A 19,143-nucleotide genomic window follows, 5' to 3' on the forward strand; every position below is an offset into this window, starting at 1 on the left:
CATGAAAAGAAAGATTCAACAATTATTGCCTTTGATGGTGTTTTGTTTGTTCCTTTTGCCGAGCTGTGGAGGAAATGACAATGTAGAGCCTGCTGATCCTGACGAGCCAGAGAACCCCATAGATCCTACGAACCCAGATGATAAACCAGAACCTGTAGAAGAAGAAGCTTTGGCTTTTCCGGGAGCAGAAGGTTTTGGTCAGAATGCCACTGGTGGACGTGGTGGTAAGGTCTACTTTGTGACCAACCTGAGCGATTCAGGTATTGGAAGTTTACGCTATGGCGTTGAAATGAGTGGACCTAGATATATTCTCTTTAAAGTTTCTGGTACCATTAAATTAAAATCCCCTCTAAAAATATCTAACAATGATATTACCATCGCGGGTCAGACCGCTCCTGGCGATGGAATTACGCTTAGAGATTATTCTGTTAGTGTAAATGCAGATAATGTGATCATCAGGTATCTTAGATTCCGTATGGGAGATGTTACCCAATACGAAGGAGATGCAATTGGTGGAAGATTTCAAAAAAATATTATTATCGATCACTGTTCTATGAGTTGGTCTAGTGATGAGTGTGTTTCATTTTATGCCAATGAAAATACGACAGTTCAATGGTGCATAATATCTGAAAGTCTTAGAAACTCTGTACATGATAAAGGTGCTCATGGCTATGGTGGTATCTGGGGTGGTAAATATGCCTCCTTTCATCACAATCTGTTGGCCAATCATGATAGTAGAAACCCTAGACTTGGAGAGGAGGCTGGTAAGGCTTTTGCACTAACTGATCTGGTTGATCTAAGAAACAATGTGATCTACAATTGGGCAGGCAACAGTTGCTATGGTGGAGAAGCCATGAATGTGAACATAGTGAACTGCTATTACAAACCAGGCCCAGTGACTACTAAGAAGTCAAGGATAATATCCATAGATAAAAATAAAAATGAAGGCACAGAAGTCTATGACATCTGGGGCAAATTCTACATCGATGGGAATTATATGGCTGGAAGCACTTCTGCTACCAATGACAATTGGAACTATGGAGTGTTCAATCAGTTTCATAGTTCTTATGGGGAAGTATCAGAAGAGGATAAAGTCGCTATGAGATTGACCGAACCACACGATATTGGAAATAATGTCACCACTCATACTGCCCAGGATGCCTATGATCGAATCGTCGCTTATGGTGGAGCATCACTAATAAGGGATGCAGTAGACGAACGTGTGTTGAGTGATATGGAGAGTGTCAGTTATCAGTTTGAAGGATCTAATGGAAGTACAAAAGGAATCATAGATTCACAAGCAGATGTAGGAGGATGGCCTGAACTAGTCTCTGAAGAAGCCCTTTTAGATACTTCTGAGGATGGAATGCCAGATGCCTGGAAAGAAGAAATGAAACTTGACCCTGAAACATTTGAAGCCAATGGGCATGATTTGAGTACTGGGTATGAAAATATTGAAGTTTATATCAACAGTTTGGTAGCCGATATTACGGAAAACCAGAATAAATGATATTGAAGTTATTCATAAGGAAAGCAATTGCCCCAATTGTCTTCATTTGGCTAGGGATGTGCCCATTATTTGAAATTTTGGGCCAGCCTTTGGCCTTTCCTGGGGCCGATGGCTTTGGTAAATACACCAAGGGAGGCAGAGGGGGTGATTTGATCTTTGTAACCAATTTAAATGATAGTGGGCCTGGAAGTTTGAGGGCTGCGATTGAAACAGATGGAAGAAGAACCATATTGTTTCTAGTGAGTGGTACGATCGAATTAGAATCAGAACTAAAAGTAAGAAATGGTCATGTGACCATTGCAGGACAATCGGCTCCAGGCGATGGTATTTGCCTAAAGAATTTTCCGATGGTTGTTAGTTCCAATGACGTAATCATCCGTTACATGCGCTTTCGTCTTGGAGATGAAAAAGGGAGTCAGGAAGATGCCTTCAAAGCGAAAGGAAGAAAGGATGTGATCCTTGATCACTGCTCGATTAGTTGGTCTGTTGATGAAGCAGCTTCCTTTTATGGAAATGAAAACTTTACCATGCAGTATTGTGTTATTTCAGAGAGTCTCAACAATTCAATCCACAAAAAAGGAGAACATGGCTATGGAGGTATTTGGGGAGGTGTTAAGGCCACCTTTCATCACAACCTGATCATGCACCATAAAAGTCGAACCCCTCGTTTTAGTGGTTCTTCTTCTACATCGAACACCCCTGATGAATTAGTAGATTTTAGAAATAACGTCATTTATAATTGGGTAGAAAATAGCACCTACGGAGGAGAAAAGGGTAGGTATAACTTGGTGAACAATTATTACAAGTCAGGGCCTGCAACTGATGATGACAAAAAAAATAGAATTGTAAATCCATATGAGCCCTATGGTCAGTTTTATATCGAAGGCAATTTTGTAGAAGGCTTCCCTGATATTTCTTCGGACAATTGGTCTGGAGGAGTGCAGTGTGATAATCCTGACTCTGCCAGAGTTAGCCAAGCATTTGATGTGATGCCATTGGATCATTTCCAATCACCAGAAGAAGCCTACATAGAGGTGTTAGCTTCAGCAGGAGCCAGTTACATGAGAGATGATGTAGATAAGAGACTAATAGAAGAAGTGAGAAGTGGGACTGCAGCAATGGGTGAAAATGGTATTATTAATTCACCAGAGGAGGTTGGCGGATGGCCGGAGCTTAAAAGCAAGCAAGTACCAAAGGATAGTGACAAGGACGGAATGCCTGATCGCTGGGAAAGGAAAATGGGTTTAAACCCAGAAAGTAGAGAGGACTATAAAGGAAATGAGCTCGATGAGGTTTATACCAATTTGGAAGTTTACCTTAACGGGCTATTAAAACAATAACAAATGATTAAACAATTAAGCACTTTGGCGCTAGTTGTACTAGTTGCTTGTCAACCCAAGCCAGAGAAATCTTCCACTGACGAGAAGGTAGCAGAGGAGCTTCCTTTGTATGAAGAAATAGCTGATTCAGAAATCAAGCGCACACCAGACCCTCAGTATCTGGACTTTCGTTCTAAGCCCAAGTGGGAATATACAAACGGACTGATATGTACAGCCATGATCAAGGCCTGGAAACAGTCTGGTAAGAAGAAGTATTTTGAGTATGCTAAGTCTTATGCCGATAGCATGGTGTCAGAAGACGCCGTGATCAAGACATACAAGAAGAGAGATTATAATATTGATCGAGTCAATCCAGGAAAGTTTCTCATAGATCTTTATTTGGAAACTGGAGAACCGCAATATAAAATGGCGGTGGATACCCTTCGTGATCAGATGCGATACCACCCTCGTACCTCAGAGGGAGGCTTTTGGCACAAGAAGGCCTACCCACATCAGATGTGGTTGGATGGCTTGTATATGGGGAGTCCTTTTTTGGCAAAATATGCTGCTACATTTGATGAACCAGAATTATTCGATGATGTGGCCAATCAGATCTACCTGATCGATAAGTATACCTGGAATGAAGAAATTGGTTTGTTCCACCATGGATGGGACGAAAGCCGTGAACAGCGATGGAGTAATCCAGAAACAGGACGTTCTCCACATGCGTGGGGGCGTGCCATGGGTTGGTTTGCGATGGCTCTTGTAGATGTACTCGAGTATTTTCCGGAAGATCACCCAAAGAGAGCTGATGTTTTAGCGGTTTTAGATAAGATGGCTTTATCTATTAAAAATTCTCAAGATCCAGCATCAGGTCTTTGGTGGCAGGTGATGGATCAGCCAGGACGTGAAGGCAACTATCTAGAGGCATCTTGTTCTTCTATGTTTACATATGCCTTGTATAAGGCCGTGAATAATGGTTATCTCGGCGCAGATTTTCAGGAAGTAGCAGACAAAGGTTATCAGGGGATTTTGGATCGACTGATCAAGGAAGAAGAAGATGGTACGACCAGTATCACTGAGGTGTGTGCTGTTGCAGGTTTGGGAGGCGACCCTTATAGGGATGGTACCTATGATTACTACATCAACGAAATAAAGCGTGATAACGATCCTAAGGCTGTAGGGCCTATGATTATGGCTGCAATCGAAAGAGAAAAAGCACAGAAATGATGATAAAAAAGATATTCGTACTTATTCAGATGTTTTTCATAGTCGGGGCATTAACTGCCCAGGACTATGATTTTGTGGTAGCGATAGATGGTAGCGGTGATTTTACTACTGTGCAGGATGCCATAGATGCTGTACCTAATTTGAGAAAGAATGAAACGCGCATATTGATTAAAAATGGTACCTACAAAGAAAAACTCGTATTAGCTGCTTCAAAAACCAATATCACCTTTGTAGGGGAGGACGTTAATCAAACGATCTTAACTTATGACGATTATGCTTCCAAGCAGAATCGTTTTGGCGAGGAAGTAGGAACATCAGGTTCCAGTGCCTTTTACATTTTTGGTGATGGCTTTACTGCAAGAAATATCACATTTGAAAACAGCGCGGGTCCAGTGGGACAGGCTGTAGCAGTTCGTGTAGATGGCGATAAAGTAATGTTCGAAAACTGTCGTTTCCTTGGCTATCAGGACACGCTCTATCCGCATGGTAAAAACAGCCGTCAATATTACAAAAATTGCTATATAGAGGGGACAGTTGATTTCATTTTCGGTTGGTCAACAGCCGTTTTCGAAGGCTGCGAAATTTTCAGCAAAGGAGAGAGCGGATATCTCACGGCAGCTTCCACTCTGGAAGAGACTGCTTACGGATTTGTATTTATTGATTGTAAACTGACCGGGGAAAGCCCAAAGCACTCTGTCTATCTTGGTAGACCTTGGCGACCATTTGCGCAGACAGTCTTCATCAACTGCGAAATGGGTGAGCATATCAAACCAGAAGGCTGGCACAATTGGAATAAGCCAGATGCAGAGAAAACATCTTTCTATGCTGAGTATGGTTCTACTGGTCCAGGAGCAAATCCTGATGCAAGAGTAACTTGGGCGAAGGAATTGAAAAAAAATGAATTGAGTAATTATACAAAAGAAGAAATATTTGGGGACTGGAAACCTGGACAGAAAAAATAAGGGATGAAGAAGAAACGACTATTCGTACTACTGATTGGATTGCTGGTGGGAGCAAGTACTTTCGCCCAGAAAAATGAAGTGTCTAAAACATGGGTGGCAGATTTAGGCAATGGCATGTACAAAAACCCGATCCTACATTCGGATTACTCTGACCCAGACATCTGTAAAGTGGGGGATGACTTTTATATGACTTCTTCCAGTTTTAACTGTGTACCAGGCTTGCCAATTCTTCATAGCAAGGATTTGGTCAACTGGAAGCTTATCAATTATGCCATTGACAGACAACCTCCATTCGATCACTTTTCTGTTCCACAACATGGCAATGGCGTCTGGGCGCCTTCTATTCGTTACCATAAGGGCGAGTTTTATATCTACTATGGCGACCCGGATTTTGGGATTTATATGGTCAAGGCCAAAGACCCTGCTGGCGATTGGTCAGAGCCTTTACTGGTACAGGAAGGAAAAGGATTGATAGACCCGACTCCACTTTGGGACGAGGATGGGAAGGCCTATCTTGTTCATGCCTATGCGGGTAGCCGTGCGGGGATTAAGAGTATTCTCGTGGTGAACAAAATGTCTCCTGATGGAACGAAATTGTTAGATGAAGGTACCATCGTTTTTGATGGACATGAGAATCACCCAACAGTAGAGGGGCCGAAATTCTATAAGAGAAATGGCTACTACTACATATTTGCACCAGCGGGAGGTGTGTCTACAGGATGGCAGTTGGTTTTGAGATCGAAAAATATTTATGGACCTTACGAAGAAAAGATCGTGATGGCGCAAGGCGATACTGATATCAATGGCCCTCATCAGGGTGGCTGGGTAGAGCTGGAGTCAGGCGAGTCGTGGTTTGTGCATTTTCAGGACATGGAGGCTTTTGGTCGAATCGTACATTTGCAACCGATGGTTTGGAAAAATGACTGGCCGATTATAGGAGAGGACAAAGACGGTGATGGAGCCGGTGATCCCGTGATGACATACAAAAAGCCAAATGTTGGAAAAACTTACCCAATCGTAACTCCTCCTGAGTCTGACGAATTTGAGACAGTAGAGATGGGACTGCAGTGGCAATGGCATGCCAATCCAAAAGGCACCTGGGCATTTCAGAATCCATCTGTAGGCAAATTGAGATTGTATACTGACCAGATTCCTGAAGATGCTGTGAACTTATGGCCAGTGCCCAACCTATTGTTACAGAAGTTTCCTGCGAGAGAATTTGTGGTGACGACCAAGTTTGATTTCAATCCAAATGAAAAACTTAGTAATGAGCAAACGGGGCTGATCATCATGGCTGAGGATTATGCATACCTGTCTGTAGTCAGCAAGGAAGACGGAACCTACCTCGCATATACCACCTGCAAGGGAGCAAGAAAAGGGGGTGAAGAGAAGCAGGAATTGTTAGGAAAGATTGAGGCAAAAGATCTGTACTTCCGAGTGACTGTAGACAAAGACGCCAATTGCCAGTTTAGCTACAGCGAAAATGGAAAGAAATACAAAAATGTAGGTGAGCCTTTAGTAGCAGTTCCGGGCCGATGGATCGGGGCTAAGGTAGGCTTGTTTGCTACTCGCGAAGATAAAATCAACGATTCAGGATACGCTGATTTCGACTGGTTCAGAATTACACCTAAAAAATAATAACCATGAAACTGAGACGGATTTTATTGGCTTTACTAGTGGGGGTGGCAGCTTGTCAGCCTGCAGAAGATACTTTTTCCCCATTTACAGTAACGGTGAGCAACCCGCTCAATATTGATCGTGAGGCTGCCTTTGTGCATATTCCTGTCAGAGAGTTGCCAGCAGACTTTTTGCCGGGAGCCTTTGTAGTCAAAAATGGAGATCAGGAGATTCCATCACAGTTTATCAAAAAAGGTAAAGCGGGACTGGCTTTCGTAGTGGACCTGGATGCTGAGGAAGAAAAGCAATTCACAGTTAGCTATAGCAGTAAACCGACGACCTATCCCAAAAAAACACAGGCAGAGATTTCGGTCAAGACTGGAGGAAAGTTTGAGAATAGAAAGTACATAGGAGGGGATTTCAAAAATATCGATTCGCTCAAAGTGCCCGATGAGCATACGGATCATTCCTATTACATCCGATATGAAGGCCCTGGTTGGGAGTCTGACAAAGTAGGCTACCGTTTTTATCTGGACTGGAGAAATGCCACGGATGTATTTGGAAAAACTACTAACGAACCTGTACTGCAGCAAGTAGGACTGGACGGGTTTGATTCCTATCACGAGATGCAAGATTGGGGCATGGATGTGCTCAAAGTAGGTAAATCGCTAGGAATCGGCAGTGTCGCATCATTTGTAGACAGTGTAGCTCAGCGTGTGGCCGAGACAGACAGTGTGATCTGCAAGATCGAAGAGAATGGAGCTATATATTCTTCTTTCGAAACCACATACTTTGGGTGGAAGATTCATGATCAATCAGTTAAGCTGACTTCTGATATTTCCATACACGCAGGTACACGATTGACTCGTCAAAAACTGCACATCGACCAGTCTATAGACAATCTATGCACGGGCATTAATAAAATTGAGGGTACTGAGATATTTAGAACAATCGGAAGCAAAAACCATTATGGCTATATCGCAACTTATGGTGCTCAAAGTTTGAATGGAGACAACCTGGGAATGGTCGTTTTCTTTCACCCTCTACAGTTCGCTCGTTTCGATGAGGACGAAAACAGCCACATCGTAGTACTGCAGCCACATGTGGGAGATCTGGAATACTACTTTGCAGCCGCCTGGGAGTTAGAACCTAATGGCATTACAACAGCCGAAGAGTTTGATGCCTACATCCGACAGATGGCTGCCCAACTAGCCCAACCAGTAAACGTGAAAATTGAGAAAAGCTAAATTCTACTACACATGAAATTAAAAAAGAACAGAATATTATTGGCCGCTTTGGCCCTATCGATGGCAGGTGTAGCCTGTCAACCGACACAGCAGCAGTCAGCTCCAACAGAGCTAGCGCAGACTTCAGAAATGGATGCGCTATATGAAGGGTTGGAATTTGATATGCCACGGGTACAAGAGGCTTCATTCCCTGACTATAAAGTAAGTATTGCCGATTTTGGAGCAATAGGAGACGGGCTTGTCGACAATAGTGAGGCGATCGCCAAGGCAATAGACGATGTGGCTTCCAATGGCGGGGGAACAGTAGTGATTCCGAGAGGACTTTGGCTGACTGGACCTATCACAATGAAGAGCAATATCAATCTTCATGCTGCAGCTGGTGCACTTGTGCTATTCAGTACGGACAAGTCGGTTTACCCATTGATCGAAACGAGCTTCGAAGGGCTGGATACTTACCGATTGACTTCTCCTATCAATGGAAAAGGATTGGAAAATATAGCGATCACAGGTACAGGTACTTTCGACGGCAATGGTCAGGTGTGGCGTGCAGTGAAAAAAGGAAAGATGTCTCCGTCACAGTGGAGCAAACTGCTGAAGTCTGGTGGTGTATTGAGCGATAACGGAAATACCTGGTATCCTTCTCAGGCATACAAAGATGCTAATGCATTGACTAAAAATTTCAACGTGGCTCCTTTTGAGACACGGGAAGAGTTTGAGGCAATTAGAGATTTTTTAAGACCAGTGATGTTGAGTCTGGTGGAGTGTAACAAAGTATTGTTGGATGGTCCGACCTTTCAGAATTCTCCAGCCTGGAATCTGCACCCACTGATGTGCGAAAACGTGATTTTGAGAAACTTGAACATCAGAAATCCATGGTACTCGCAAAATGGCGATGGATTGGATCTGGAGTCCTGCAAGAATGCTTTGGTTTACAACAATACGTTTGATGTTGGAGATGATGCGATTTGTTTCAAATCAGGAAAAGATGAAGACGGTCGTAAAAGAGGAATGCCTACTGAAAATGTAATCGTGAAAAACAACGTCGTATATCACGGTCATGGTGGCTTTGTGGTAGGTAGCGAGATGTCTGGGGGCATGAATAACGTGCACGTATCTAACTGTACCTTCATCGGTACGGATACTGGATTGAGATTCAAAAGTACAAGAGGTCGTGGAGGTGTTGTTGAGAACATTTATATCTCCAATATTGATATGATTAACATTCCTACCGAAGCGATCCGTTTCAATCTCTTCTACGGTGGGCAATCGCCGGTATTAGAAGAAGGTCAGGAAGACAAAATGGGCACCAAGGCAGAGCCAGTACCCGTGACTGAAGAGACACCATCGTTCCGCAACATTCACATGAAAAACATCACTTCGACTGGTTCTAAGGCGGCGGCTTTCTTCATGGGTTTGCCAGAGATGAAATTGCAAAATGTGACTTTGGAAAATGCCATGTTAGATGCTGAAAAGGGTATTACCATGGTAGACGTTGACGGAATCACACTAAAAAATGTGAAGCTGGTCAACCGCAAAGGTACAAGTGTGGTGATTTACAATGGCGCCAATGTAGATATAGATGCTCAAATAGAATCGGCTGGTAACGAACCGATTGTTAAAGTATTGGGAGCTGAAACGAAGGCTGTCTCATTGAAGACCAATCTGGAAGAAGGACAAGTATCCGTAAGTGAATCACTAAAGGCAGAAGTGACTTTCCAGTAATTTTAATATTGGAGAATCATCTGATAACTCTGTAAAACAGAGAATAACCTTATTTTAAATTCATTACAATGATGAAAAAGATAATTTTCTTTTCTCTGATGGTAGTAGCACTGAGCGCTTTTATGCAAAAGAAGGTGCCTACCATCTTTTTAGTAGCAGATTCTACGGTAGCTGATAAGCCATATGGAGATGGAAATCCCGAGAAAGGATGGGGACAAGTATTGCCGCTGTATCTAAAGGAAGGAATAGAAGTACAGAACCATGCAGTCAATGGCCGTAGTACAAAGAGTTTTAGAGATGAGGGGCGTTGGGGCAAGGTCATGGAGCAGCTCCAGGAGGGTGACTATGTGATCATTGAGTTTGGTCACAATGATCAGAAGATCAAAGACCCAAAGCGCTATGCTGATCCTGATACGGCTTATCGGGCTAACTTGATACGCTATGTCAAAGAAGCCCAATCCAAGGGAGCGAAGGCAATATTAGCGACTCCCATCGTACGTAGACAATTCAAGTGGGGCAAACTAGTGGATAGCCATGGCCGCTATGCAGAAGTAGTCAGGGAGGTAGCCGCAGAATTGGATGTGCCGCTTTTGGATATGGAAAAGCGAACACGAGCTGAAGTGCAAAGCTGGGGTAAGAAAAAGTCGAAAGAACTCTATCTGCACTACCCTGCAGGGCTTTATCCAATACATAAAGAAAACGAGGCTGACAATACGCACTTGTCTGGAACAGGTGCTTTTCGTTTTTGCGATTTGGCGGTTTCGGAGTTGAAAAGAGAAGTGCCCGAATTAGAGGGCTTCTTTAAGAAATAACCTTCTCAAGAAGGATGTGAAAATACACCCCATATGCCCATTGCACGTGGGGTGTTTTTGGCTAGGGTTAGCGACTAGACTATACATTACAAAACACACAACACATGAAAAAAATATTAACAATAGCTGTAGTGGCATTATTGCTCACGGGGCTGTGGGCTTTTGTAGGCAAGAAAGAAGTGACCACTGTGTATTTGATTGGCGATTCGACTATGGCTGATTATTCCGGCGACTATGATCCGGATAAAGATTATTACAAGACACGTTATCCATTGACCGGCTGGGGACAAGTTTTTCAGCCTTTTATGTCTAGCGATAGTCTCTCTCAAATCAAGCATTTGACCAAAACGGATAGTGCGATAGTTGATGATCGTGCCAGAGGAGGGCGTAGTACAAGGACTTTCTTTCAGGAGGGGCGATGGAGATCGGTATATGAATCATTGAAGCCGGGAGATCTGGTAATGATGCAGTTTGGTCACAATGATGCGGCTGAAAATAAGACAGAGAGGTATGTCAATATAGAAGGCTATAAGGAGTTTTTGCGTCTCTATGTGAGTCAAACCAGACAGAAAGAAGCCATCCCGATCATTTTAACTCCAGTCAATAGAAACTACCCCTGGAAAGACGGACAATTGACAAGTAGTCACGGTGAGTATGAATTGGCAGCAGAGGCCGTAGCAGAGGAAATGGATGTGCTGTTGATTGACTTAACCCAGCGTTCAATTGATCAATTTACCAAAGTCGGTAGAGACTATTCGACCAATAATTATTTCATGAACCTGCCAGCTGGCAAATATGAAGCATATCCTGATGGGCAAAGCGACAATACACACTTTCAGCCTGATGGAGCTACTGCAGTTGCACAATGTGTTTTTGATGGAATGAAGGAATTGAAATTGAAACAATGATGAGAGTACTGTTGGTAATTGGTTTTTTTCTGGTTCAGACTTTGTGTTCTGCAGCTCAAGAAAAGACATATGATTTTGTGGTGGCGAAAGATGGTTCGGGAGATTTCAAATATGTTCAGGATGCGATTGAGGCTTGCCGTGCTTTTACACCAAAGCACCTGACTATTTTTATCAAGGCTGGGACTTACAAGGAGAAGATAGTTTTTCATAGCTGGAACTCGAACCTGACTATCATAGGAGAGGATGCCGAAACGACCATCCTGACCTATGACGATCATGCCGGAAAAGGCAAGATGGGCACTTTTGATTCCTATTCGGTCAAAGTGGTTGGCGATGATATGACTTTCAAGAACCTAACGATACAAAATACGGCTGGACGAGTCGGGCAGGCAGTAGCGATCCATGCAGAGGGCGATCGATTGAAGTTTGAAAACTGTCGGTTCTATGGAGATCAGGATACGATGTACAACGGCGGACAGGGCTCACGTCAGTATTTCAAAGACTGCTATATCGAAGGGACTACAGATTTTATTTTTGGACCTTCGACCGTCTTGTTTGAGGGCTGTACGATTCACTCCAAAAAGAATTCTTACGTTACTGCTGCTTCCACACCTGAATGGGTCAAATATGGCTATGTATTCATAGACTGTAAACTCACATCTAATGAGGAGGCAGAAAAAGTGTATTTGGGTCGTCCCTGGAGAGATTTTGCTAAGACGGTTTTTATCAATTGTGAACTAGGCGATCACATCCGAGCCGAAGGCTGGCACAACTGGAGTAGACCTGAAGCGGAAAAGACCAGTTTTTACGCAGAGTACAATAGCTCAGGAGCAGGAGCTAATCCCGAAGCTCGCGTGTCCTGGTCACATCAGTTGACCAAAAAGCAGGCGAAGGAATACACTGTTGAGAAAATATTTGCCGGAGAGATCAATGAGTCTGTAACTGCAGGCGATTGGTTTCGATAATTAGGGAGTCAAATTCGATGGTGACAATATGTTCAATTTCTGATTTAATTTTTTCATGAAGGATTTTGGCCGTTTTGACATCTGAATGATCACTAGTTCTGAATTCTTCTAATAATTCATTTAGTCTATTCAAATACACAGACCGGGCAATTCCATGCAGTTTGTGAGCTGCTCGGTGTACTTCTACCATTTTTTCTGATTTAAGTAGAATTTCCATTTTCATGGATCCTCTATTTAGGCTGGATGTCGCAAGTTTGATCAATCTGTTCAAACTAGAGAGGTCCCCAAGTACCTGCATCATTTTTGGTAAGTTGAAATGATCGAGATTAACATTTGACTCTTTTACCAATTGGTCTAATTGATGATCAACGTTAATGGGCTTAGTGATGAACCATTCTTTCAATAATTCTGCGATCTGGTCCTCCCTCATTGGTTTGGTTAGCATGTCATTCATTCCAGCTTCGAGACATCTTTGTTTTTCTCCTGCTACCGTACCGGCTGTTAGTGCGATTATAGGGGTCTTTTGATCGATTTGCCGGATGGCTTTGGCCATATCATAGCCGTTCATTTTTCCCATTTGGATGTCAGTAAATACCAGATCGATTTTTTCCTTTTTAAACGCTTTTATGCCTTCTAATCCATCAGGTACTTCTATTATTCTTGCGTCAGGTATTAATCGATTGAGGATGGTTACGGACAAAATCATGTTTACTGCATTGTCTTCTGCAATCATGATCGTTTTGTGATCAGGTAATTCAAGGGAAATGCCTTCCTTAATATTATCATTTCTGTTTTCTATCTTGTTTGATTTGCCTAGTGACCTTAGACAAGCAGAAAGCTTTTCAATATTTAAAGGTTTCGTTATGTATTGGTCAATTTTTAGGGATTTGATCTGTTTTTTGAAGTGATCATCTGCGGTGCTTTGGAATAACACGAGTTTGCATTTTTCTTGATCAATTAACTTCTCGTGTTTTATTTTCTTTATGGTTTCGATCCCATTCATTTCTGGCATCTGATAATCCATAAAAATCACGTCGAACCTGTCGTTTTTCTTTAAAGTCTCAATGGCATCCATTCCATTTTGGACGCAAACAGACTGAATGCTGAATAAGGAGAGTAGATTCTTGAGTACGTTCAGGTTAGTCAGGTTGTCGTCAACAACCAGAGCTGATGAAATTTCGACTTCTGGAATGTTTTCTAGAATGGTATTGTCGCTTACTTGTACATTGATGTCGAAAAAGAAATTACTGCCGATGCCTATCTGACTTTCCAGTTGTAGGTCGCTTCCCATCATGTTCAATATAGACCTTGAGATACTAAGTCCCAGTCCTGTTCCTCCATATTTTCTGGTTGTTGAGCCATCGGCTTGGTTGAAAGCCCCAAATATTTTGTTCTGCGCTTCATTGGAAATGCCTATTCCAGTGTCTCTTACAGCAAAACGAAGGGTACAATTCTCCTCACTGCTTTTAATTTTTTTGATGCTTAATTCTATTTCGCCTGTTTCTGTGAATTTAATGGCGTTACTCAGCAAATTGATCAGGATTTGTCGGAGACGCACTTCGTCTACCCATATGTTAGCAGGGAGTTCTATCGGGTTGGTATTTAGGATGAACTCTAAGGATTTGCTATTGGCTTGATGACCGAATAGTTGAGTTACTCCCTCAATGAGCGACTGTAAGTCGGTTCTTTCAGGTGTTAAGTCCAGTTTGCCAGCTTCTATTTTAGAAAAGTCCAGAATATCGTTGATTACGTCTAGTAAACACTGGCCCGATTTCTGAATCAGGTTCATGTGTTCCCTTTGGACAGTTGTCAATTCAGACTTCAATAGAATATCACTAAACCCAATAACTCCATTGAGTGGTGTTCTGATTTCATGGCTCATGTTGGCAATGAATTCTGATTTGGCCTTGCTAGCAGCAATGGCTGCCGATTTGGTTTCTTCGAGTTCTCTTTTGGCTCGAACCTCCTCTGTTATGTCCTGAATTACACCCGCAAGTTTGACCACCTCACCATTGACAAAAATAGGTTTGCCTGACACTCGAACCCATCTTTGATTTTTTTTCGCCGTGATGAATTTGCAGTCTACTTTAAACTTTTTCTTGTCCTGGATAGATTCCGTTATAGCACTGATAATAGTTTCTTGATAATCGGGGTGATAGAAGCTAATCCCTTCTACTTTATTGTGATCAAAGTCTTGTGGTACTTCGTAGATATTGTATACCTCATCTGTCCAAATGGTTTTTCCAGTTTTTACATCCAATTGCCAGCCGCCTAGATTGCAAAGAGCCTGAGCTTCATTCAAAATCTCAGTAGTTAAGGTTAAATCGTCTACTATATTTTTATTGGCAGTGATGTCTTGTCTAATGGATAGAAAATTTGAAATGTTATTGTCTTGATCCTTTATCGGGCAGATGGCAGTATCTACCCAATAAAATGAGCCGTCTTTGGCCTTGTTTCTGATTTCACCTCTCCATGTATGGCCATTGCTGATGGTTTTCCATAGCTCATGCCAGAATGCACCGTTGTGATAGTTAGAGGAAATGATTCGGTGATTTTGGCCGACCAGTTCTTCTCTGGAATATTGAGAGATCTTACAGAATCTTTCATTCACTTCTGTGATGATGCCATATTTATCAGTGATTGAAACTAGGCTGCTTTGATCCAGAGCCTTATAAAAGGATTCTAGTTTCAGGTTTTGAGCACTTAAATGTGAAGTAGCTTCCCTTATTTTTTCTTCAAGGTTACTATTGGCCTGGAAAAGTTTTTTTTCGTTTTCGCCCTTACGTTGGTCTACTTCATTTAGGCTATGGGATATAATTGTGACAAAAGTAATAGCAACAAATAACAAGGCTATAGATAAGGAGATCAGTGCAAATTGAGGGTTTAGGTTGTGGCTATAATAAGTATTTAAAATAATGGTAGTAATGACCATATAAATTAATAAGATAATAGGTAGGCTTTTCTTAGCCAATTTGCTGCCCTGGTTTTTGCCCAATAGGAGACCTGTGATGCCGATCTCTGGATGATTGAGCGAGTAGGCAATTGATTGGGCCAGTAAGAGGATAGAGGTATACGCTGACATAGTAGCATAAAAAGGACTACGCTGTGATACGCCTATACTTATCATATGGATGAGAATCGAAATTAGGGAAAGCGTACTGACAAGGTGGAGGGTCCATTGACTGATGCTTGTTCGATATTTTAACTTGCTAATTAATAAGAGTTGAGAAAAAGCTAATAAAATAAAACAAGTTGCTGTCGAAGGGGACATCAGTTGCCATATTGGATTTCCTCCTTGTCCAAAATTAGAAATGCCCAATGGTTGATAGATAGAAATGATGGACCAGGAGCCAGAGAGTAAAACCAGACCTTGCGAAATCAATTGGATAGTCCCGTGAAATTTTTCGTTTTGTTTTAAGATTAGGGGTAGACTTAGAACCGCAAAGGTTAAAGCAGTACTCATTTTCATGCTATCAGAATCTGCTGTGAAGTGGTCGATGTTATAGCCCCATGCATACAGAATAAATGCGGAAAATAGGAATGAGTACATGCCTATTCTGAATTGAAGTTCAGTGTACTTAATTCCATTCATAGTGATTAAAAGTTTAGTTAATTGGTTTTTTTAACGTCGGAGAGGTATTAAAAATAGTGAATGAAATGCTGAATAATAGGTCTTTATAGCGGTTTTAAGCATAAAATAGGCTATTTAGCCTATGGTTTATAGGCTGTTTTTTCTAGTTGAATTAGATTGAAGATAAGCTCGTTTCGTGAAAAACCTGACAGGTATTATAAGAGTGATCTGGAGGGATGAAAGGAAATTGGGTAAAAAAAAGGAAGCCATTTGGCTTCCTTTTTTGTACTCCGTAGGGGAATCGAACCCCTGTTACCAGGATGAAAACCTGGCGTCCTAACCCCTAGACGAACGGAGCGTCAGTGAGTCTTAGAAAAAAGAAGTGAACAACCTCAATTGCTCACTTCTTGGTACTCCGTAGGGGAATCGAACCCCTGTTACCAGGATGAAAACCTGGCGTCCTAACCCCTAGACGAACGGAGCATTTTCTAATGGACTGCAAAGATAGATTTCCTTTTTATTTTTCCAAATTCGGCCCCTCACTTTTTTATAAATATTTCACTCTTTTTTCAGTTGGTCATTGTGCATTAAGTTTAGGCTATGAAATTGATAGAAGTATCAACCCAGGAGGAGGCCGAAGAATTCGTGCATTTTGCCGTTCGATTGTATCGTCAGGACCGTTTTTGGATTCGACCCTTGGATCAGGACATTGAATGGGTTTTTGATAAGCAGAAGAATAAGACTTTTGGTCATGGCTATTGTACAAGGTGGTTACTAAAGCGGGATGGAGAAACAATCGGCAGAATTGCGGCTTTTATCAACGGGAAGACTGCACACAAGAGCAATGACCAGCCTACAGGTGGGATTGGTTTTTTCGAATGTATAGAAGATCAACAGGTGGCAAACCTCCTTTTTGATACGGCCAAAGAGTGGCTCGAAGATTTGGGTATGGAAGCGATGGATGGCCCGATCAATTTTGGAGATAGGGACAAATGGTGGGGCTTGCTTGTGGATGGCTTTCATCTCGAGCCCAACTACCAGTGCAACTATCACAAGCCATATTATCGATTCCTTTTTGAGAATTATGGCTTTGAAATCTATTTTAAGCAATTCACCTTCATTCGAGAGATTGCCGATCCGGTACATATTAGGATTGAAGAAAAAGCGGAAAAGGTCAGGGCGCTAGGCGAATACCAATTTCGACATATCCGAAGGTATCGACTTTCTCATTATGCGGAGGAGTTTAGGATCGTTTATAACAAAGCCTGGTCGGGTCATGACGGGGTTGCCGAGATGAGCAAGGATGAAGCTCTGGCGATCATGAAGCAGCTCAAGCCTGTTTTGGATGAAAAGCTGATTTGGTTTGCTTACTACCAAAATGAACCCGTCGCATTTTTTGTAGGGTTGCCAGAGGTGAATCAAATTTTCAAATACATGGATGGCGAGCTCAATCTCATAGGGAAAATTAAGTTCCTGCTCCATCGATTACTGTCTACTAATAAGAAGGTGCTTGGTCTTGTGTTTGGGGTGGTTCCTGAGCATCAGGGCAAAGGATTGGATGGTGCCTTGATCTGGGAGGTTGCTAAGTTTCTCCAAAAGAAGTATCAGAAATATGAAACCATAGAAATGAATTGGATTGGAGATTTCAATCGAAAAATGCTTTTGGTATTGAAGCAGGTTGGGGGAGATATAGGCAAAACTCATCATACCTATCGCTACTTATTTGATAGAAGCAGGCCCTTTTCAAGATTGCCGATTAAGTAATTCAGAGAAGTTGTAATATTGTGCCTGATTATTCAACTAACCTATTGATAAACACTGAATGAATTCTGATTTTCAACCTTTTTTAAATGACCATCATAGGATCATCGCCAAGGTCTGTAGAATCTATACAGATACTGCCGAGGATTTCAATGATTACTATCAAGAGTGCGTCATCCAGCTTTGGCGTTCTTTTGATTCTTTTAGGGGGGCTTCTAAGTTGTCTACATGGGTCTATAGGGTATGCTTGAATGTTTGTCTGTCCCAGCTTCGAGGTAAGAAGAAGTTGGTTGGTCAGGCAAGAGAGGTTTTACCTGAGGTAGTTGAAGAATCAGATAACATAGAGGAAGAACAACTGGAGATGCTATACAAAGCGATCAAGTTGTTGAAGGAATCGGACAGGGCAATTATCCTATTGTATCTGGAAGATAAGAGCTATAAAGAAATGGCTGAAATCCTGGGTATCACAGTAACTAACGTGGGGGCCAAGGTCAATAGAGTGAAAAATCAGTTAAAGAAAATAATAGATGAAAGATCTGGATATTAAAGAGATTTGGAAGAGCGGCGATGGGAAGGAGAGGTTTGAGTATTCTGAAGAAGCGATTCAGGCTATCATAAAGCAAGGGCCTCAGAATATAGTTTCTAGATTCGTCAAAACTCTCAATTTTGAGAAATGGGCCAACTTGATAGTCCTTAGTGCAGCATCTGTTTTTTTATTCATTGAGACTTATTGGGTCTTTGGGGTATTTATGTTGATTCTGGACTTTTGTTTTTATTTCTACTATCGAAACCTAATCAAAAAACTGGATCAGAAATCAATCGGTAATAACGTGGTACAGTATCTTCATGAAGTTCATGGGAATATTTGCCGTTTCATTCGACACTTTAAGATTACCCTATTCGTCATTGCTGTCGCCTCCTTCGCTTTTGGTTTTTATCAAGGCTATTCTAAATATGAAGGTGTGGAGGATATGATGTCACATGTATCAATCTATAGATGGGTGGCCGCCTTTTCGGTAATAGCGGTGAGTCTGGTGGTGGCTTATTTTGTCTTCTATTATATGTATGGTAAAAAAGCCAAGCAGATCAAGGAAATGATCGAATCGCTTGATGAAATGGGATAAATAGAAAGAGCTGTCGATATAGACAGCTCCAGTATATTATTATGCCATGGTAAGGTTGTTCACCACCTTATGCAATTCTTGGTAGCTGATCCCCATATGCGAGGTGTCATAAATGGCCTTCCCTTCGTGCACTACTATTATCTGAGGAGATTGATGTTCCACTCCTAATTGATGAGCAATAGCTCCAGAAAGGTCTCTGTACTGAATCAAGTCTAAGTAGACCGGAGTTACTTCTTTCATCTCCTCTTCGTTCCAGGAACGTTCCAGACGATTGAGCGCCATACTGCTAATGCTACAACGCGTACTGTGTTTGAAAAGTACGACAGGTTGATCCTTAGATTTTTCCATCAAGGCTTCTAGTTGGTTGCTGGATGTGAGTGATTCCCAATTCATAA

General features: G+C 42.0%; 15 protein-coding genes and 2 tRNA genes. 13 read left to right on the plus strand and 4 right to left on the minus strand.

The features are described from left to right. Position 1: 1 nt before the first annotated feature. From N7U62_RS19280 to N7U62_RS19325, 10 genes are all read left to right on the plus strand, one after another. The gene (locus tag N7U62_RS19280) at positions 2–1,510 is read left to right on the plus strand and encodes a pectate lyase family protein (protein WP_264139720.1); all 1,509 of its coding nucleotides are present in this window, start codon (positions 2–4) and stop codon (positions 1,508–1,510) included. Positions 1,511–1,566: 56 nt separating this feature from the next. Next, positions 1,567–2,850, plus strand: coding sequence for a pectate lyase family protein (locus N7U62_RS19285; protein WP_264139721.1), 1,284 nt, complete (start codon positions 1,567–1,569; stop codon positions 2,848–2,850). Between the two features lie 3 nt (positions 2,851–2,853). After that, positions 2,854–4,059, plus strand: a complete 1,206-nt coding sequence (locus tag N7U62_RS19290; RefSeq protein WP_264139722.1) for a glycoside hydrolase family 88/105 protein — start codon at positions 2,854–2,856, stop codon at positions 4,057–4,059. After that, the gene (locus tag N7U62_RS19295) at positions 4,059–5,021 is read left to right on the plus strand and encodes a pectinesterase family protein (protein WP_264140450.1); all 963 of its coding nucleotides are present in this window, start codon (positions 4,059–4,061) and stop codon (positions 5,019–5,021) included. The genes N7U62_RS19290 and N7U62_RS19295 overlap by 1 nt, the downstream gene beginning before the upstream one ends. A gap of 3 nt (positions 5,022–5,024) precedes the next feature. Then, positions 5,025–6,659 carry a glycoside hydrolase family 43 protein gene (locus N7U62_RS19300; RefSeq protein WP_264139723.1) on the plus strand — a complete coding sequence of 545 codons (1,635 nt, stop codon included), beginning with the start codon at positions 5,025–5,027 and terminating at the stop codon, positions 6,657–6,659. A gap of 5 nt (positions 6,660–6,664) precedes the next feature. Continuing rightward, complete coding sequence (locus tag N7U62_RS19305; RefSeq protein ID WP_264139724.1) at positions 6,665–7,885, plus strand: DUF4861 domain-containing protein; 1,221 nt, start codon at positions 6,665–6,667, stop codon at positions 7,883–7,885. A gap of 12 nt (positions 7,886–7,897) precedes the next feature. Then, positions 7,898–9,607: a glycoside hydrolase family 28 protein gene (locus N7U62_RS19310; RefSeq protein WP_264139725.1), complete on the plus strand. Its 1,710-nt coding sequence runs from the start codon at positions 7,898–7,900 to the stop codon at positions 9,605–9,607. Positions 9,608–9,675: 68 nt separating this feature from the next. Continuing rightward, a complete protein-coding gene (locus tag N7U62_RS19315; RefSeq protein ID WP_264139726.1) occupies positions 9,676–10,419 on the plus strand; it encodes a rhamnogalacturonan acetylesterase in 744 nt (247 codons plus the stop codon). A 104-nt stretch (positions 10,420–10,523) separates the two neighbouring features. Continuing rightward, positions 10,524–11,327 carry a rhamnogalacturonan acetylesterase gene (locus N7U62_RS19320; protein ID WP_264139727.1) on the plus strand — a complete coding sequence of 268 codons (804 nt, stop codon included), beginning with the start codon at positions 10,524–10,526 and terminating at the stop codon, positions 11,325–11,327. Continuing rightward, the gene (locus N7U62_RS19325; protein ID WP_264139728.1) at positions 11,324–12,292 is read left to right on the plus strand and encodes a pectinesterase family protein; all 969 of its coding nucleotides are present in this window, start codon (positions 11,324–11,326) and stop codon (positions 12,290–12,292) included. Before N7U62_RS19320 ends, N7U62_RS19325 begins: the two co-directional genes overlap by 4 nt. Here the strand turns inward: N7U62_RS19325 and N7U62_RS19330 are convergent. The 3 genes from N7U62_RS19330 to N7U62_RS19340 form a co-directional block, all read right to left on the minus strand. After that, positions 12,255–15,884 (minus strand): response regulator, encoded by a 3,630-nt coding sequence (locus tag N7U62_RS19330; RefSeq protein WP_264139729.1) that lies wholly within the window; start codon positions 15,882–15,884, stop codon positions 12,255–12,257. The two genes, N7U62_RS19325 and N7U62_RS19330, sit on opposite strands and share 38 nt — an antisense overlap. A 265-nt stretch (positions 15,885–16,149) precedes the next feature. Then, positions 16,150–16,221 (minus strand) — tRNA-Glu (locus N7U62_RS19335). A gap of 50 nt (positions 16,222–16,271) precedes the next feature. Beyond that, a tRNA-Glu gene (locus N7U62_RS19340) sits at positions 16,272–16,346 on the minus strand. Positions 16,347–16,463: 117 nt separating this feature from the next. Between N7U62_RS19340 and N7U62_RS19345 the strand changes: the two genes are divergently transcribed. Genes N7U62_RS19345 through N7U62_RS19355 form a run of 3 tightly spaced genes read left to right on the plus strand, consistent with a single transcriptional unit; the run spans position 16,464 to position 18,748 of the window. Then, positions 16,464–17,627 carry a hypothetical protein gene (locus tag N7U62_RS19345; protein WP_264139730.1) on the plus strand — a complete coding sequence of 388 codons (1,164 nt, stop codon included), beginning with the start codon at positions 16,464–16,466 and terminating at the stop codon, positions 17,625–17,627. 58 nt (positions 17,628–17,685) lie between these two features. After that, positions 17,686–18,171, plus strand: a complete 486-nt coding sequence (locus tag N7U62_RS19350) for an RNA polymerase sigma factor (RefSeq protein ID WP_264139731.1) — start codon at positions 17,686–17,688, stop codon at positions 18,169–18,171. Beyond that, positions 18,152–18,748 (plus strand): hypothetical protein, encoded by a 597-nt coding sequence (locus N7U62_RS19355; protein ID WP_264139732.1) that lies wholly within the window; start codon positions 18,152–18,154, stop codon positions 18,746–18,748. The genes N7U62_RS19350 and N7U62_RS19355 overlap by 20 nt, the downstream gene beginning before the upstream one ends. A gap of 39 nt (positions 18,749–18,787) precedes the next feature. Here the strand turns inward: N7U62_RS19355 and ytxJ are convergent, their stop codons facing one another. Further along, a complete protein-coding gene (ytxJ, locus tag N7U62_RS19360) occupies positions 18,788–19,141 on the minus strand; it encodes a bacillithiol system redox-active protein YtxJ (protein WP_264139733.1) in 354 nt (117 codons plus the stop codon). Between the last annotated feature and the right edge of the window lie 2 nt (positions 19,142–19,143).

Source organism: Reichenbachiella ulvae, assembly GCF_025833875.1.
In the GTDB taxonomy this organism is placed as follows: domain Bacteria; phylum Bacteroidota; class Bacteroidia; order Cytophagales; family Cyclobacteriaceae; genus Reichenbachiella; species Reichenbachiella ulvae.

Bases quoted from the DNA above. Each gene is read 5' to 3' on its own strand.
- N7U62_RS19280 (WP_264139720.1), top strand. From the start codon at position 2: ATGAAAAGAAAGATTCAACAATTATTGCCTTTGATGGTGTTTTGTTTG.
- N7U62_RS19285 (WP_264139721.1), top strand. From the start codon at position 1,567: ATGTGCCCATTATTTGAAATTTTGGGCCAGCCTTTGGCCTTTCCTGGG.
- N7U62_RS19290 (WP_264139722.1), top strand. From the start codon at position 2,854: ATGATTAAACAATTAAGCACTTTGGCGCTAGTTGTACTAGTTGCTTGT.
- N7U62_RS19295 (WP_264140450.1), top strand. From the start codon at position 4,059: ATGATAAAAAAGATATTCGTACTTATTCAGATGTTTTTCATAGTCGGG.
- N7U62_RS19300 (WP_264139723.1), top strand. From the start codon at position 5,025: ATGAAGAAGAAACGACTATTCGTACTACTGATTGGATTGCTGGTGGGA.
- N7U62_RS19305 (WP_264139724.1), top strand. From the start codon at position 6,665: ATGAAACTGAGACGGATTTTATTGGCTTTACTAGTGGGGGTGGCAGCT.
- N7U62_RS19310 (WP_264139725.1), top strand. From the start codon at position 7,898: ATGAAATTAAAAAAGAACAGAATATTATTGGCCGCTTTGGCCCTATCG.
- N7U62_RS19315 (WP_264139726.1), top strand. From the start codon at position 9,676: ATGATGAAAAAGATAATTTTCTTTTCTCTGATGGTAGTAGCACTGAGC.
- N7U62_RS19320 (WP_264139727.1), top strand. From the start codon at position 10,524: ATGAAAAAAATATTAACAATAGCTGTAGTGGCATTATTGCTCACGGGG.
- N7U62_RS19325 (WP_264139728.1), top strand. From the start codon at position 11,324: ATGATGAGAGTACTGTTGGTAATTGGTTTTTTTCTGGTTCAGACTTTG.
- N7U62_RS19330 (WP_264139729.1), bottom strand. From the start codon at position 15,884: ATGAATGGAATTAAGTACACTGAACTTCAATTCAGAATAGGCATGTAC.
- N7U62_RS19345 (WP_264139730.1), top strand. From the start codon at position 16,464: ATGAAATTGATAGAAGTATCAACCCAGGAGGAGGCCGAAGAATTCGTG.
- N7U62_RS19350 (WP_264139731.1), top strand. From the start codon at position 17,686: ATGAATTCTGATTTTCAACCTTTTTTAAATGACCATCATAGGATCATC.
- N7U62_RS19355 (WP_264139732.1), top strand. From the start codon at position 18,152: ATGAAAGATCTGGATATTAAAGAGATTTGGAAGAGCGGCGATGGGAAG.
- ytxJ (WP_264139733.1), bottom strand. From the start codon at position 19,141: ATGAATTGGGAATCACTCACATCCAGCAACCAACTAGAAGCCTTGATG.